The following is a 14,651-nucleotide window of genomic DNA, read 5'->3' on the forward strand; positions in this document are numbered from 1 at the left end:
ACGCCGCCATCGCGAGCAGGCTCGCTCCCACCTATGAGTTAACCCTTACCCTTGGTCCGGGTCATGTTCGGCCCGCCATTCTTTTCCAGATGCTCGATGATGATTCCCGCCACGTTCTTGCTCGTGGTGGTTTCGATCCCTTCCAGGCCCGGCGACGAGTTGACCTCCATCACCAGCGGCCCGTGATTGGAACGCAGGATATCTACACCCGCCACGGCCAGGCCCATGACTTTAGCGGCGCGCAGGGCAGTCATGCGCTCTTGCGGCGTGATCTTGATCAGGCTCGCGCTACCGCCGCGATGCAGGTTGGAGCGAAATTCCCCGGGTTTGGCCTGGCGCTTCATCGAAGCGATCACCTTGTCGCCGACCACGAAGCAGCGAATGTCCGCGCCGCCGGCTTCCTTGATGTATTCCTGGACCATGATGTTCTGCTTCAGGCCCATGAACGCTTCGATCACCGACTCGGCGGCCGTCGCGGTTTCACACAGCACTACGCCGATACCCTGGGTGCCTTCCAGCACCTTGATGACCAGTGGCGCGCCGTTGACCATGGCAATCAGGTCGGGAATGTCGTCGGGAGAGTGGGCAAAACCGGTCACCGGCAAGCCGATCCCACGGCGCGACAACAATTGCAGCGAGCGCAACTTGTCCCGGGAGCGGGCGATGGCCACGGACTCATTGAGGGGAAATACTCCCATCATTTCGAACTGGCGCAACACGGCGCAACCATAGAACGTTACCGACGCACCGATGCGCGGGATCACCGCATCGAACCCTTCCAGCGGCTTGCCACGGTAGTGGATCTGCGGCTTGTGGCTGGCAATGTTCATGTAGGCGCGCAGGGTATCGATCACCACCATTTCATGGCCACGTTCGGTCCCGGCTTCAACCAGGCGACGAGTGGAATACAGACGCGGATTACGCGACAGCACAGCGATCTTCATGCAACACCTGTGGCAGAGGTAGTGGACACCGGGAACACCGGCTTGTCTTGAACGTATTTGATGCCCGGATTGACCACCAACTGGCCGTCGATCAAGGCTTTGGAACCCAATAACAGGCGATATCGCATGGACTTGCGGCAGGCAAGCGTGAACTCGACTCGCCAGATCCGATCCCCCAGTGCCAGCGTCGTGCTGATCACGTAGCGAACCTGGGCGTGGCCGTTGGAGCTTTTTATCGTTTTGCGCGCCACCAATGGGGCTTCGCAGCGACGATGGCGCAACTGCACCACCGTTCCCAGATGCGCGGTGAAGCGCACCCATTTTTCACCGTCGCGCTCGAACGGCTCGATGTCGGTGGCGTGCAGGCTGGAGGTGCTGGCGCCGGTGTCGATTTTTGCCCGCAGGCCCGCGACACCCAGATCCGGGAGCGCCACCCACTCGCGTAGACCGACAACGGTCAGATGGTCAAAAGTCTTCAATAAAAAAACCTGCGATCAGTACATCGGATCGTGGAGCCCGCGAATCGCGGTATTCACGCAGAATAATCACAAAATGGCGACAGTTATCTACACACCTGTTTCCGCTCGTAACCGATACCAGCCCGCATCGTGCTGCAAGTCAGTTCGGCCGACATTCTATCCGTCGGACCGAATTCGTGCGCTCGACAAAAACGGTAGTACAGTTCTGACTATTGGCTGAAAGAGGAATTGCAGTGGCACAAAAAAAGGAAGAAGACGACAAGGTCCGTCTCGATAAATGGTTGTGGGCAGCGCGATTCTATAAAACCCGCGCCCTGGCCAAGACCGCCATCGAAAGCGGCAAGGTTCATCACCGGGGCGAACGTTGCAAGCCGGGCAAGGAGCCTCGCATCGGCGACGAATATGTCATTCGCACCGGGTTCGACGAAAAAACCGTGGTTGTCCAAGCCCTGTCGATCGTGCGCCGCGGCGCGCCTGAAGCGCAGGCGCTGTATCGCGAGACCGAAGCCAGTATCGCCCGGCGCGAAACCGCAGCCGCCCAGCGCAAGGCCGGCGCCTTGGGGGTCAGCACCGATGGCAAACCCAGCAAGAAGCAGCGTCGGGACCTGTTCAAGTTTCATGGCAGCAATAGCGAATAAAAGATCGGCAATTTGAGGCCGCAGTGCCTGTGGCTCGGATGCGCAGTCAGCCCCATCCCGTCCGACAAACCCTGGCCTTGCTTGGAACCCACCCGGAATGTCCATAAAATGCCCGTCATCCTTTGTCATCACCTCAGATACCAGACCCTATGACTGATTTGCCGGATACCGACTACACCCAACGCTTCATCTTCGATGACAGCGACACTCGTGGCGAACTGGTGGCGTTGGAGCGTAGCTACGCCGAAGTTCTTGCCAAGCATCCCTATCCGGAACCGGTCGCCCAACTGCTCGGTGAACTGATGGCGGCTGCGGCGCTGCTGGTCGGCACCTTGAAATTCGATGGCTTGCTGATTCTCCAGGCCCGTTCCGAAGGCCCGGTGCCGTTGTTGATGATCGAATGCTCCAGCGAACGCGAGATCCGTGGCCTGGCCCGTTATCACGCCGAGCAGATCGCCCCCGACGCGACCCTGGCCGACATGATGCCCGATGGCGTGCTGGCCCTGACGGTCGATCCAACCCACGGCAAGCGCTACCAGGGTATTGTCGATCTCGATGGCACGTCTCTGGCTGAATGCTTCACCAACTACTTCGTCATGTCGCAACAGACCAACACTCGCTTCTGGCTCTATGCCGACGGGCGGCGTGCCCGTGGTTTGCTGCTGCAGCAGTTGCCCGCCGATCGCCTTCGCGACCAGCAAGAACGTGACGCCAGCTGGCAGCACATCACCGCTCTGGCCAGCACCCTGAGCGCCGATGAGCTACTGAGCCTGGACAACGAAACCGTGTTGCATCGTCTCTACCATCAAGAGCAGGTCCGCCTGTTCGACGTTCAGCTGTTGCGCTTCCAATGCAGCTGCTCTCGTGAACGTTCCGGCAATGCGCTGGTCAGTCTGGGTCTGGAAGATGCGCAGCAATTGGTGATCGAGCATGGTGGCGCCATCGAGATCGATTGCCAGTTTTGCAACGAGCGCTACCTGTTCGACGCTGCGGACATCGCCCAATTGTTCGCCGGTGCGGGTGTCGACACACCGTCAGATACTCGTCACTAAAACGGTTCAGCGCAGGTAAATCTCCTGGCAAACGCCGGATTTACGCCGTACTGACGGGAGGGCCCTACTTTTTTTGGGCTTTTCTGGCATAATCCGGCCCACTTTTTTCGGGTAGTAGTGCGCGACTTCCTACTACAAAACGTTTGGAGCACTCGGCCACAGGCCGACGGGGAATCTCATGACGCAAGCCAATAACGCCGTGTACACCGATCTGAGTGTCGATGATCTGGTCAAAGAAGCCCTCAGTCGCGGTGAAGGCGAGCTTGCCGATACTGGCGCGCTGGTTGTTCGCACCGGTCATCGTACCGGTCGTTCACCGGTTGACCGTTTCATCGTTGAAGAGCCGACCACCCAGGACGCCATTGCCTGGGGCCCGATCAACCGCAAGTTCCCGGCCGACAAGTTCGACGCCCTGTGGGACCGCGTAGCAGCCTATCTGGGCGAGCGTGAGCGTTTTGTCTCCCATGTTCATGTAGGTTCCGACCCTGCGCACTACCTGCCGGTCAAGATGACCACCGAGACTGCCTGGCACAACCTGTTCGGCCGCTGCCTGTTCATCAACCCCGAGCAGTACAACGCCGGTGGCAAGGATGAATGGCAGATCCTCAACGCGCCGAACTTCGTCTGCGAGCCTGAGCGCGACGGCACCAATTCCGACGGCACCGTGATCATCAACTTCGCGGCCAGGAAAGTACTGATCGCCGGCATGCGTTACGCCGGTGAAATGAAGAAAGCGCTGTTCTCCGTCCAGAACTTCCTGCTGCCAGCGGTTGACGTACTGCCTATGCACTGCGCCGCCAACATGGGCGAAGAGGGCGATGTAACCCTGTTCTTCGGTCTGTCGGGCACGGGCAAAACCACGCTGTCCGCCGATGAAAGCCGTTACCTGATCGGTGATGACGAGCACGGCTGGGGTGTTGGCGTGGTCTTCAACATTGAAGGCGGTTGCTATGCCAAGTGCATCGACCTGTCCGAGAAGAACGAGCCGGTTATCTGGAAAGCCATCCAGCACGGCGCCGTACTGGAAAACGTTGTCCTAGACCCGGTCACCAAGAAAGCCGATTACGCCGACGACAGCCTGACCCAGAACAGCCGCGCCGCCTACCCGCGTGAACTGATCGAAAAACGCGCACCGAAAAACCTCGGTGGCGAGCCAAACGCAGTGATCTTCCTGACTTGCGACCTGACCGGCGTACTGCCGCCGGTGTCGATCCTCAGTGAAGAACAAGCGGCCTACCACTTCCTGTCCGGCTACACCGCACTGGTGGGCTCGACTGAAATGGGTTCGGGCAGCGGCATCAAGTCGACGTTCTCCACCTGCTTCGGGGCTCCATTCTTCCCACGTCCTGCTGGTGAATACGCTGAGCTGCTGATCAAGCGTATCCGTGGCTTCGGCTCCAAGGTCTACCTGGTCAACACCGGCTGGACCGGCGGTGGCTACGGCGTCGGCAAGCGCTTCAACATCCCGACCACCCGTGCGGTGATCGCGGCAATTCAGAGCGGCGCGCTGATCGGTGCTGAAACCGAGCACCTGGACATCATCAACCTGGACGTGCCGTTGGCTGTTCCGGGCGTTGAGACTGGCCTGTTGAACCCACGCAACACCTGGACCGACAAGGCTGCCTACGACGAAGCCGCCAAAGCATTGGCTGGCTTGTTCATCGAGAACTTCAAGAAGTTTGAAGTGAGCGACGCGATCAAGGCCGCTGGGCCGCAGCTGTAAGGCTTGGTTCGCGAATGAAAAAACCGCCCTTTTCAGGGCGGTTTTTTTATGGACGGCTTTTGAGGGGGCGGATGCAATGCTGTGCTGCTCCCGGCTCGAAAGCAGCCATTATTCCACCTGGAATCACGGTAAACAGCCAGAGTAATGCCACTTAATGCGTGCCGTTCGGCTACACCCCTTCCACTTCCTGCGTCTCCCAGCGCTGAGCCTTGATTGCCTTGTAGAGCATCCCAATGGTCAGTGGCACCTTGCTGCCACGGCCCTTGGCCCTGCGCTTTTGAAACACATCAAATCCTTCCGGCTGAAAGTAGCGGTACGCGTCGTAGTCAATGAGGTCGAGGGCGAACCGCTCCTCCAATGCTTCCATCAGATGCCGAGCGTCCGCGCCGTCACAGCCCAAGTCGAGATTGATGGCGGTGTCCAGACGGATTGTCTTGCGCTCCGGCAGGCCGATTTCTTCATGGAGCAGTTCCATGAGCTGGCGCATGGCGTGGTCGTCAGGAAAATCTGGGGCGAGGTACATGAAAAAATGTCCGGGCTGAGGGTGGCGTCTGTATAGGTGGAAAGTTTAGGGCGAAATCTTTGCCCGTTGGAAAAAGAAGAAATATCCCACGACCGTCTCGGAACTGTCCGGGAGGCTTCGACAGCCGCGAGCGGTAGCGGCTCTTGGTTCAGTCAGCCAGCGGTCCTGGGGCGCGTCGTGAGGCCGCCTCAAGGTCCATCAACCCTCTGCCGTAGGCTTCGCTGTTGGCGTAGATGCCAGTGCGGTTGGCTGTCGCCAGCAGATGTTCGCGCACTTGCTGTGCGTTGAGCTGCGGGTAGAGGCTTTGCAGCGCAGCCAGTGCGCCACTGACCAACGCGGCGGCCGGGGATGTGCCGGCGGTTTGCACGTAACGGCCATCCTTGCCTACGGTAAGCAGGCCTGCCTGTGGACCTGCGTCGCCGCCGGGTACGGCGATGCACCAGGCGGCTGCGACGCCGCAATAGTTGGATTTTCCATTGATGGTGCTGCCATCGTTTTTCAACGCCACGACCGCGATCCAGCCTTTCTCCAGTTCCGGCAACGCTGCCGGTAACCCAGGTTCGGCCAAGGGCTCGCGCTTGAGCTCATTGCCGGTCGGGAAGACAAATACGGCGCCGTCTTCCACCAGTTTTCGGGCAGCGGCCAGGGAGTCGGGCATCACCTGGTTGTAACGTGCTTCAGTGATTTCGGTGGCGGGGATGGCGTTGGCCCACGAGTTATTGAACAGGCGCGCGCCCTTGTCGAAACCGCTTTGCCAGGACTGTGCGATTTCGCTGTCGAAAAAAAACGGTTCGTTGTCGTCGCCGAAACGGAAGGGGATCAACCTGGCCTCAAACGCGATGCCATGCATGCCCTGGTCGTCCTTGTTGGCGGCGAGGATGCCGGCCATTTGCGTGCCGTGACCGACCCGGTCAAGGGTACCGGGACGGTTTTCGACATGGTCGAATCCGGGGTCACCCAGCCTGCCCTCGAACTCCGTCAGCCTGCTGTTCAGTCCAGAGTCGATCAGCGCCACGGTCACGTTCCGGCCGGTGCCACCCCGGGCATACAGAGCTGAGGCTTTGACGATGGCCAGACCTTGCTGGGCGCGGTATTCCGGTGTTTCGAACACGGTGGTTCGCATGTCGGGTTGTGCTGGGATGGTCAAGCAACCGGCCAGCAGTGAGGCCGACGTTAGCGCCAGGGTGCGTAGCGCGGAAAATGGATGTGACATGGTTCAGTCCTTGAGCGGAGTCTTGAGCGCCAGGCTTCCAGGCCTGTAACGCATGAGTGGATGGCGCACCTTACCTTGCAAGCGAAACGGGAACGAGGCATCAAAGTGCCTGGATTTGTATCGCCTCATGGCAAAGCACAAAGGCGCTGAGGCTGTATCATCCGGTATCGTTTTCCCCCCAAACCTTTTCTCGACTCCCTGCGCCGTCCGGCTAGGCTTTTGGCATCGCAGCAGTCAAGGAGTGACCGCCTATGCACAGCACCCTGGAACAGGTTTTCGGTTATCCGCAGTTTCGCCCCGGTCAGGAAGCTGCCGTCAGCGCAGTACTTGCCGGTCGGTCGGCAGCGGCCATTTTTCCTACCGGCTCGGGCAAGTCCCTGTGCTATCAATTGCCGGCCCTGCTATTACCGCATCTGACCCTGGTGGTCTCGCCGCTGCTGGCACTGATGCAGGACCAACTGGCGTTCCTGCATCGCCATGGCATTGCGGCGGCGAGTATCGATTCAGTCCAGCGTCGTGACGAAGCCAGCGAGGTCATGGCACGGGCCCGTTCGGGCGAGTTGAAGATTCTGATGATTTCGGTGGAGCGGCTGAAGAACGAGCGCTTTCGCAATTTCCTGCAGCAGGTACCGATCTCGTTGCTGGTGGTAGATGAGGCCCACTGCATCTCCGAATGGGGGCATAACTTTCGTCCCGACTACCTCAAGCTCCCCGACTACCAGCGTCAGTTCGACATTCCCCAGGTGTTGCTGTTGACGGCCACCGCAACGCCCAAAGTCATCGCGGACATGCAGGCGAAGTTCGCCATCGCCCCCGACGATGTGGTCACCACCGGCTTCTATCGACCTAACCTCAACCTGCTGGTGGAACCGGTACGCGGCGCGGATAAGCGGCGGCGACTGGTGCAATGGCTGGGCGAGCGAGCCGGACAGCCGAGCATCGTCTATGTCACCTTGCAGCGAACCGCCGAGCAGATTGCCGAGCACCTGAGCCAGCATGGGATTGAGGCCCAGGCTTATCACGCCGGCTTACCTCATGAACAACGCGAAGCCATCCAGCGCCGGTTCATGGGCGGGCAGTGCAATTGCATCGTTGCGACCATCGCCTTCGGCATGGGTATCGACAAGAGTGATATCCGCAACGTGGCGCATTTCGACCTGCCTAAATCCATCGAGAACTACAGCCAGGAGATCGGCCGGGCGGGGCGTGACGGGTTACCGTCCGATTGTCTGGTCCTGGCCAACCGTGACAGCCTCAACGTGCTGGAAAACTTTGTTTATGGCGATACGCCGGAGCTGGCGGGTATTCGGTGCGTGCTTGATGAGTTGAAGGCTGCAGCTGCCGATGGCCAATGGGAGTTTTTGCTGGGGCCGCTGGCGGACAAGAGCAACATCCGGCAACTACCGCTCAAGACGCTGCTGGTGCAATTGGAACTGCGCCGGCTGATCGCGCCGCGTTATGCCTATTTCGCGGAGTATCGCTTCAAGTTTCTGATCGAGCCGCAGGCATTGCTCGAGCACTTCGAAGGGGAGCGTCAGGCGTTCGTCTCGGCCATCATCCAGACCTCCAGCCGTGCTCGTACCTGGGCCACGGTGGATTTCGACGGGCTGTACCAGCTGTATCACGCCGAGCGTAACCGCGTGGTCAAGGCGCTGGATTACTTTCAGGAAAAGGGCTGGATCGAGCTGGAAAGCAAACAGATGACCGAGGTGTATAACGTGCTTGAAGCAGGGTTCGACGTTCAAGCGCTGAGCGCCGAGTTGCATGACTATTTCACCCGGCACGAGCGTGGGGAGATCGCGCGGATCCACGCGATGCTCGAACTGTTCGCCACCGATCATTGCCTCGGTTATCGGTTGGCCCAGTATTTCGGCGATGAAAGTGCACCGCAGCGCTGTGGTCATTGTTCGGTGTGCCATGGACACGTTGCCCGTCTGCCGGAGCCACCACCATTACCAGTACTGGTGGACAGAGACTTCAACGCACTGTGTGGCGACTTTATCAACAGGCACGAGCAGCATACCGGCAGTGCACCCTCTGCGGAGCGGGTGACCCGGTTCCTCTGCGGCATCAGCGTGCCGTTGTTCACCAAACTGAAGGCACGGACGATTCCAGGATATGCGCAGCTGGAGGATTACCCGTACGCCGAAGTTCGCCGCTGGGTTCAAGCGGCTTTGTAATCCGCATCCATCCGATGAATGCCCGCCATCACACGAATAAATTTCAAAAATATTCTGCGGCTGACTAAGGTGAGGGCTGTCTTTGGATCGCCAACAAGAGAGCAAACATGAGCCAGACACCCTTCGATATTCAGCGCGCCGCCGTAGTCGGTGCAGGCACTATGGGGCGGGGCATCGTGATGTGCCTGGCCAACGCCGGCGTGACGGTGCAGTGGGTCGACAACAACCCGCAGATGCTGGAACAGGCGTTGGCTGCCGTGGCCGATACTTATGCCCATAACGTGCGCCAGGGCCGTATCGACCAGGGTGAAGCCGATGCCCGAATCGCCAGGGTGACGCGGGCAGATGACTACGCGGCGATCCGCAATGTGGATCTGGTCATCGAGGCGGTTTACGAGAACCTTGAGCTCAAGCAGAAGATCTTCCGCGAGCTGGACGGCTTGCTCAAGCCGCAAGCCATTCTGGCGAGCAACACCTCGGCGCTGGACATCGATGCGATTGCCGCCGTCACCCGCCGCCCCACCCAGGTGTTGGGTCTGCACTTCTTCAGCCCGGCGCACATCATGAAGTTGCTGGAAATCGTTCGTGGGGCGCAAACCTCCAAAGCGGTGCTGGACGCAGCCCTGGTATTGGGCAAGCGCATGGGCAAGGTCAGCGTGGTGTCGGGCAATTGCCACGGGTTCATCGGCAATCGGATGCTTCACCCCTATGTGCTGGAGGCGCGCAAGATGCTGCTGGAAGGGGCGTTTCCCCATCAGGTTGACGCGGCATTGCAGGGTTTCGGCTTCGCCATGGGGCCGTTTCGCATGTACGACGTCGTCGGCATCGACCTGGAGTGGCGCGCTCGGGAACTGGCGGGCAAAGGTCAGGATGCACCCGAGGTGCAAGTGGACAACCGTTTGTGCGAACTGGGTCGGTTCGGCCAGAAAAGCGGCAACGGGTACTATCACTACGAAGCCGGCAGTCGCCAGGCCGAGCATGATGTAGAGGTCGATGCGCTGGTGCAGCGAGTCAGTGAAACGTTGGGTTTTCAGCGTCGCGAGATCGGCCCCGAGGAAGTCCTCGAGCGTTGCTTGCTGGCGCTGGTCAATGAGGGCGCGAAAATCCTGCAGGAAGGTATTGCCGAGTCGGCTCACGACATCGACCTGGTGTATCTCAACGGCTACGGCTTCCCCGCGGACAAGGGCGGCCCGATGGCCTGGGCCGACCATCAGGGACTTGAAGACATCCATGCACGGCTGCTGGAACTCGAAACGAAGCAGGGGGACCACTGGAAGCCCGCGCGTCTGATCGGGGAGCTGGCGGCCCAGGGCAAGGGATTCGCACAACACCAGGCCTCAAAATCCTGAACAACGCATGAACCATTGAGCAACCGTAAAGGACACCTGATGCCCCAACGTAGCGAATACCCGCACCTGCAACCGATCACCACACGCTGGCACGACAACGACGTGTACGGTCACGTCAACAACGTGACTTATTACAGTTTTTTCGACACGGCGGTGAACACTTATCTGATCGAGGTCGGCGGCCTCGATATCCACGATGGGGAGGTGGTGGGGTTCGTGGTGAGTTCGGCTTGCGACTACTTTGCCTCGATCGCCTTTCCCGACCGGATTGAAATCGGTCTGCGGGTGGGGAAGCTGGGCAGCAGTTCAGTGCAGTATGAGCTGGCGGTGTTCAAGGCGGGGGAGGAGGAGGCCTGCGCGGCGGGGCGCTTTGTGCATGTTTTTGTGGAGCGGTCTTCGAATCGGCCAGTGGCGATTCCGGATCGGTTGCGCGCCGCTTTGGAACGGCTGGTGATTTAAACGAAAAATCGCAGTCTCCTGTCAGACGCTTGAGAAGCGCTGACGAAGACTGCGATTTTCTATCGACTACTGGTTAGAGCCAGTGATCAATCGTCGTGATAGCGATGTTTGTGCTTGTGCTTGCGATGCCCGTAGGCATGGCCACGACCTGGATGGCCGTCACGGTAGTAGCGGCGATCACCACGGCGACCGTCATAACGACGATCGTCGTCATCGTCCTTGCCCATATAGTTGCCCAGTGCACCGCCAGCGCCGCCGCCTGCTGCTGCACCGATCAGGCTGCCGGTGGTGCCGCCTACGCTACGGCCGACCACGTTACCGCCGGCTGCGCCCAGCGCACCGCCAATCGCTGCTTCGCCGCGGCTGCGTTTGTCCGCACCGACCGCACTGCCACCCGCGCCACCCAAGGCTGCGCCGATGGTGGACCCGGTGTTGCCGCCCAAGGACTGGCCGACCACAGAACCCAGAACCCCGCCCAATGCGCCGCCCACGCCTGCTTCGGTGGTGCCACCGGCAGAGGCTGCGCCACTGATCAGGCCAAGGGACAACAAGAGAATCGAGGAGAACTTCATAGAGGAGCCTCAAAGGGATGACGGCGCGATCCTGAGGCTGGCTTCGCTTGGTTACAATCGAAATCCGACGAGTAACACGACTTGTGCACAATTCGATAAGTTATTGTTTTTTGGGCGGAACTTAACAGATTTTCGCCGGTCTTTAGCTACTTCGGATAGGCCGTTTTCTATGGAAAACGGCCTTTTTTGTGGGCGATTGAAAAGTAGGATTGTGGGAGCCAAGCCTTGCTCCCACACAACCTAATCGCCTGGCACGTTGTGTCAGGCCGACTTGGCCAGAATCAGCCCATTCTCGCTCGCCGCTTCCAGACGGATCGCCACGAATTTCGAAGTCGGGGTATGGCTGCCGTCGCCGGTGCTCTCCAACGGCACCAACGGATTCACTTCAGGGTAATAGGCGGCGGCCTGTCCGGCGGGAATGTCAAATGCCAACAGGGTAAAGCCTTTGACCCGTCGCTCGCGGCCGTCATCCCAGAGCGAGACGATGTCGGCCTTCTGCCCAGGTTTGAAGCCCAGTCGAATGATGTCCGCTTCGTTGACGAACAACACGTCACGCTGGCCCTTCACGCCGCGATAGCGGTCATCGAGGCCATAGATGGTGGTGTTGTACTGATCGTGGGAGCGCATGGACTGCATGATCAGGTCAGGCAACTGCCCGGTGGCGCGGGTGCGCTCATGCACCAGGTCGGTCGGCAACCGGTTGGGCTTGAAGTTGGCGCGGCCTGAGGCGGTGTTCCAGCGACGTGCACCGGCGCTGTTACCCAGATAGAAGCCGCCGGGGTTCTGGAGCTTTTCGTTGAAGTCTTTGAACCCCGGGATGGTATCGGCGATCAGGTCGCGGATGCGATTGTAGTCCGCCACCAGCCAGTTCCAGTCCACCGGGTGGTGGCCCAGTGTGGCGGCGGCGATGCCGGCAATGATCCAAGGCTCGGAACGCATCTGGTTCGACAGCGGCTGCAATTGGCCATTGGATGCATGGACCATGCTGAAGGAGTCCTCCACGGTCACCGCTTGTGCGCCTTCGACTTGCAGGTCGATATCGGTACGGCCCAGGCACGGTAGGATCAGCGCCTCTTTTCCATGAGCCAGATGGCTGCGGTTGAGCTTGGTGCTGATCTGCACAGTCAGGTCGCAATTGCCCAACGCCTGGAACGTCCGATCACTGTCCGGGGTGGCCTGGGCGAAGTTGCCGCCCAGAGCGATGAAGACCTTCGCCCGGCCGTCAGCCATGGCGTGGATCGCTTCGACCACGTTGTGGCCATTCTCGCGCGGCACCTTGAACTGGAAGCGACGCTCCAGCGAGTCAAGGAACGCCGCCGGCGGACGCTCGTTGATGCCCATGGTCCGGTCGCCCTGCACGTTACTGTGGCCGCGAACCGGGCACAGACCGGCGCCCGGCCGGCCGATGTTGCCGCGCAGCAGCATCAGGTTGGCGATTTCCTGGATGGTCGCCACCGAATGGCGGTGTTGGGTGATGCCCATCGCCCAGCACATGATCACGTTCTTGCTGATGGCGTACATGCGCGCCGCTTGTTCGATCTCGATCAGAGTCAAGCCCGACTGCTCAACGATCTGCTCCCATGGCGTGTCATCGACCACGGCCAGGTAATCCAGTACGTCGATGCTGTGTTCGTTCAGGAACGCGTGGTCGAACACTGCAGCAGCGCCGGTGTTTTGCGCCTCACGTTCCCATTGCAGCAGGAACTTGGCCATGCCCCGCAGCACGGCCATGTCGCCACCCAGGGCCGGACGGAAATAGGCGGAGTTGGTCGGTTTGTCCCCGTTGGTAAGCATCTCGATCGGGTTTTGTGGGTGCTGGAAACGCTCCAGGCCACGCTCCTTGAGCGGGTTGATGCACACCACCTGGGCGCCGCGTTTCACTGCTTCGCGCAGCGGTTCGAGCATGCGTGGATGGTTGGTGCCCGGGTTCTGGCCCCAGACGAAAATCGCGTCGGCGTGTTCGAAATCGTCGAAAGTCACGGTGCCTTTGCCTACGCCGACACTCTGAGACAGCGCCACGCCACTGGCTTCATGGCACATGTTCGAGCAGTCGGGAAAGTTGTTGGTGCCGTAGGCGCGCACGAACAACTGATAAAGGTAGGCTGCTTCGTTGCTGGCCCGGCCCGAGGTATAGAACTCAGCCTGGTTCGGGCTGGAGAGCCCCTGCAAGTGTTTGCCGATCAGGGCAAATGCCGCTTCCCAACTGATGGGTTTGTAGCGGTCGGTTTCGGCGTCGTAGCTCAGTGGCTCGGTCAAGCGCCCCTGGTATTCCAGCCAATAGTCGCTCTGCTCCAGCAGCGACGTCACACTGTGTTTGGCGAAGAATGCGCCATCGACACGGCGCTTGGTCGCTTCCCAGTTCACGGCTTTGGCGCCGTTCTCGCAGAACTTGACCATGCCGCTTTCCGGCGAGTCGCCCCAGGCACAGCCTGGGCAGTCAAAGCCGCCGTTCTGGTTGGTCTTGAGCATCATGCGCAGGTTCTTCAGCGCATTGTCGCTGGTCAGCCAGGCCTGGGCGACGCTGATCAGCGCGCCCCAACCACCGGCCGGACCCTTGTAGGGCTTGTAGCGCGGTACGGGTTTCTGATCGGCTTGTTGATGATTGCTCACGCTTGATTCTCCATCGCAGGGCTATAGACCCGCGGCGCACTTTTCTGCGGCAGGTGGATGAGATTGAGGTTGTGCTGGCGGGCCCACTGCACGGCAAGGCCGGTGGGTGACGACAGGCTGACCAGGGTCTGAATGCCGGCGCGCAACACTTTCTGGATCAATTCGAGGCTGCAACGACTGGTGACGATCGCCACGCCTCCGTTCACCGGGATCTGTTGCCGGATCAGCGCGCCGATCAGTTTGTCGAGCGCGTTGTGCCGGCCGATATCTTCGCGTCCCAGCAGCAATTGGCCTTGGGCGTTCATGAACAGGGCCGCGTGGACCGCGCCGCAATGCTGGCCCAGGGGCTGGAACTGGCCGATGCGTTGACGCAGGCCTTCGAGCCACTGGGCCGGTGGCAGTGGCGTGCCGGGCAGTGCCTTGAGGTTCGGTAATGCCTGCTCCACCGCTTCCACCCCGCAAAGCCCGCAGCCGCTGGTGCCGGCCAGTTGTCGGCGTTGTTGCTTGAGGTTCCAGAAGGCGCGGTTGGCGATGGTTACCTGGGCGTATTGCGCAGAACCGTCGCCGCTCAGTTGCACGTCATAGATGTCCGCAGGGTGTTCAATGATGCCGCTGCCTAGGCTGAAGCCGACGATGAAGTCTTCAAGGTCAGACGGCGTGACCAGCATGACAGCCTGACTGATGCCGTTATAGGCGATCGCCAGCGCCACTTCCTCGGCCAGCGCGGTGCTGTCCGATTGGGAATGGTCCAGGTTGCAGTAGCGATAGCTCTGGCTGGCGGCTGGCGCGGGTATTTTCTCCGCAGGCGCAGAACAGACCGGAGGCTTGTCGTTCATAGGCATCACTGACAGTGGGAATAGTGATAAGACTAAATGCGGCAATCTGCCACGTCTAATCGCTATTACTGAT

General features: G+C 60.1%; 13 protein-coding genes. 6 read left to right on the plus strand and 7 right to left on the minus strand.

What is annotated here, in order from left to right:
* Nucleotides 1-38: 38 nt before the first annotated feature.
* Nucleotides 39-944: a 30S ribosomal protein S6--L-glutamate ligase gene (rimK, locus tag T3A99_RS27070; protein ID WP_047226843.1), complete on the minus strand. Its 906-nt coding sequence runs from the start codon at nt 942-944 to the stop codon at nt 39-41.
* Nucleotides 941-1,405, minus strand: coding sequence for an ATP-dependent zinc protease (locus T3A99_RS27075; protein ID WP_171061301.1), 465 nt, complete (start codon nt 1,403-1,405; stop codon nt 941-943). The genes rimK and T3A99_RS27075 overlap by 4 nt, the downstream gene beginning before the upstream one ends.
* A gap of 251 nt (nt 1,406-1,656) precedes the next feature.
* Here T3A99_RS27075 and T3A99_RS27080 point away from each other — a divergent pair, with 251 nt between their 5' ends.
* The 3 genes from T3A99_RS27080 to T3A99_RS27090 all read left to right on the plus strand — a co-directional run bounded on the left by T3A99_RS27080 (nt 1,657) and on the right by T3A99_RS27090 (nt 4,836).
* Nucleotides 1,657-2,061, plus strand: a complete 405-nt coding sequence (locus T3A99_RS27080) for an RNA-binding S4 domain-containing protein (RefSeq protein ID WP_047226844.1) — start codon at nt 1,657-1,659, stop codon at nt 2,059-2,061.
* A 149-nt stretch (nt 2,062-2,210) separates the two neighbouring features.
* Nucleotides 2,211-3,113 (plus strand): Hsp33 family molecular chaperone HslO, encoded by a 903-nt coding sequence (gene hslO / locus T3A99_RS27085; RefSeq protein WP_274090794.1) that lies wholly within the window; start codon nt 2,211-2,213, stop codon nt 3,111-3,113.
* A gap of 178 nt (nt 3,114-3,291) precedes the next feature.
* Nucleotides 3,292-4,836, plus strand: coding sequence for a phosphoenolpyruvate carboxykinase (locus T3A99_RS27090; RefSeq protein WP_047226846.1), 1,545 nt, complete (start codon nt 3,292-3,294; stop codon nt 4,834-4,836).
* Nucleotides 4,837-5,005: 169 nt separating this feature from the next.
* Here the strand turns inward: T3A99_RS27090 and T3A99_RS27095 are convergent, their stop codons facing one another.
* Together T3A99_RS27095 and T3A99_RS27100 are read right to left on the minus strand one after the other, a co-directional pair.
* Nucleotides 5,006-5,359 (minus strand): DUF1493 family protein, encoded by a 354-nt coding sequence (locus tag T3A99_RS27095; RefSeq protein WP_047226847.1) that lies wholly within the window; start codon nt 5,357-5,359, stop codon nt 5,006-5,008.
* Between the two features lie 148 nt (nt 5,360-5,507).
* A complete protein-coding gene (locus T3A99_RS27100; RefSeq protein ID WP_188251758.1) occupies nt 5,508-6,572 on the minus strand; it encodes a S8 family peptidase in 1,065 nt (354 codons plus the stop codon).
* A 251-nt stretch (nt 6,573-6,823) separates the two neighbouring features.
* Here T3A99_RS27100 and T3A99_RS27105 point away from each other — a divergent pair, with 251 nt between their 5' ends.
* The 3 genes from T3A99_RS27105 (at nt 6,824) to T3A99_RS27115 (ending at nt 10,560) form a co-directional block, all read left to right on the plus strand.
* Complete coding sequence (locus T3A99_RS27105; protein ID WP_274090792.1) at nt 6,824-8,752, plus strand: RecQ family ATP-dependent DNA helicase; 1,929 nt, start codon at nt 6,824-6,826, stop codon at nt 8,750-8,752.
* A gap of 107 nt (nt 8,753-8,859) precedes the next feature.
* Nucleotides 8,860-10,101 (plus strand): 3-hydroxyacyl-CoA dehydrogenase, encoded by a 1,242-nt coding sequence (locus T3A99_RS27110; protein ID WP_047226850.1) that lies wholly within the window; start codon nt 8,860-8,862, stop codon nt 10,099-10,101.
* A 39-nt stretch (nt 10,102-10,140) separates the two neighbouring features.
* Entirely contained in the window at nt 10,141-10,560 is a 420-nt protein-coding gene (locus tag T3A99_RS27115; protein ID WP_047226851.1) for an acyl-CoA thioesterase, read from the plus strand.
* An 86-nt stretch (nt 10,561-10,646) separates the two neighbouring features.
* Here the strand turns inward: T3A99_RS27115 and T3A99_RS27120 are convergent, their stop codons facing one another.
* The 3 genes from T3A99_RS27120 to fdhD all read right to left on the minus strand — a co-directional run bounded on the left by T3A99_RS27120 (nt 10,647) and on the right by fdhD (nt 14,578).
* Entirely contained in the window at nt 10,647-11,132 is a 486-nt protein-coding gene (locus tag T3A99_RS27120) for a glycine zipper domain-containing protein (RefSeq protein WP_047226852.1), read from the minus strand.
* 261 nt (nt 11,133-11,393) lie between these two features.
* On the minus strand, nt 11,394-13,742 hold the full coding sequence (locus T3A99_RS27125) for an FdhF/YdeP family oxidoreductase (protein ID WP_322834976.1): 2,349 nt from the start codon (nt 13,740-13,742) through the stop codon (nt 11,394-11,396).
* Nucleotides 13,739-14,578, minus strand: coding sequence for a formate dehydrogenase accessory sulfurtransferase FdhD (gene fdhD, locus T3A99_RS27130; RefSeq protein ID WP_107323085.1), 840 nt, complete (start codon nt 14,576-14,578; stop codon nt 13,739-13,741). Before fdhD ends, T3A99_RS27125 begins: the two co-directional genes overlap by 4 nt.
* Nucleotides 14,579-14,651 lie beyond the last annotated feature (73 nt).

Source organism: Pseudomonas sp. N-137 (genome assembly GCF_034555295.1).
Classification (GTDB): Bacteria; Pseudomonadota; Gammaproteobacteria; order Pseudomonadales; family Pseudomonadaceae; genus Aquipseudomonas; species Aquipseudomonas rhizophila.

What these genes read in the sequence shown, in the direction of transcription:
- T3A99_RS27115 (WP_047226851.1), top strand. Translation starts at nt 10,141, where the DNA reads ATGCCCCAACGTAGCGAATACCCGCACCTGCAACCGATCACCACACGC.
- T3A99_RS27110 (WP_047226850.1), top strand. Translation starts at nt 8,860, where the DNA reads ATGAGCCAGACACCCTTCGATATTCAGCGCGCCGCCGTAGTCGGTGCA.
- T3A99_RS27105 (WP_274090792.1), top strand. Translation starts at nt 6,824, where the DNA reads ATGCACAGCACCCTGGAACAGGTTTTCGGTTATCCGCAGTTTCGCCCC.
- T3A99_RS27120 (WP_047226852.1), bottom strand. Translation starts at nt 11,132, where the DNA reads ATGAAGTTCTCCTCGATTCTCTTGTTGTCCCTTGGCCTGATCAGTGGC.
- hslO (WP_274090794.1), top strand. Translation starts at nt 2,211, where the DNA reads ATGACTGATTTGCCGGATACCGACTACACCCAACGCTTCATCTTCGAT.
- fdhD (WP_107323085.1), bottom strand. Translation starts at nt 14,578, where the DNA reads ATGAACGACAAGCCTCCGGTCTGTTCTGCGCCTGCGGAGAAAATACCC.
- T3A99_RS27100 (WP_188251758.1), bottom strand. Translation starts at nt 6,572, where the DNA reads ATGTCACATCCATTTTCCGCGCTACGCACCCTGGCGCTAACGTCGGCC.
- rimK (WP_047226843.1), bottom strand. Translation starts at nt 944, where the DNA reads ATGAAGATCGCTGTGCTGTCGCGTAATCCGCGTCTGTATTCCACTCGT.
- T3A99_RS27090 (WP_047226846.1), top strand. Translation starts at nt 3,292, where the DNA reads ATGACGCAAGCCAATAACGCCGTGTACACCGATCTGAGTGTCGATGAT.
- T3A99_RS27095 (WP_047226847.1), bottom strand. Translation starts at nt 5,359, where the DNA reads ATGTACCTCGCCCCAGATTTTCCTGACGACCACGCCATGCGCCAGCTC.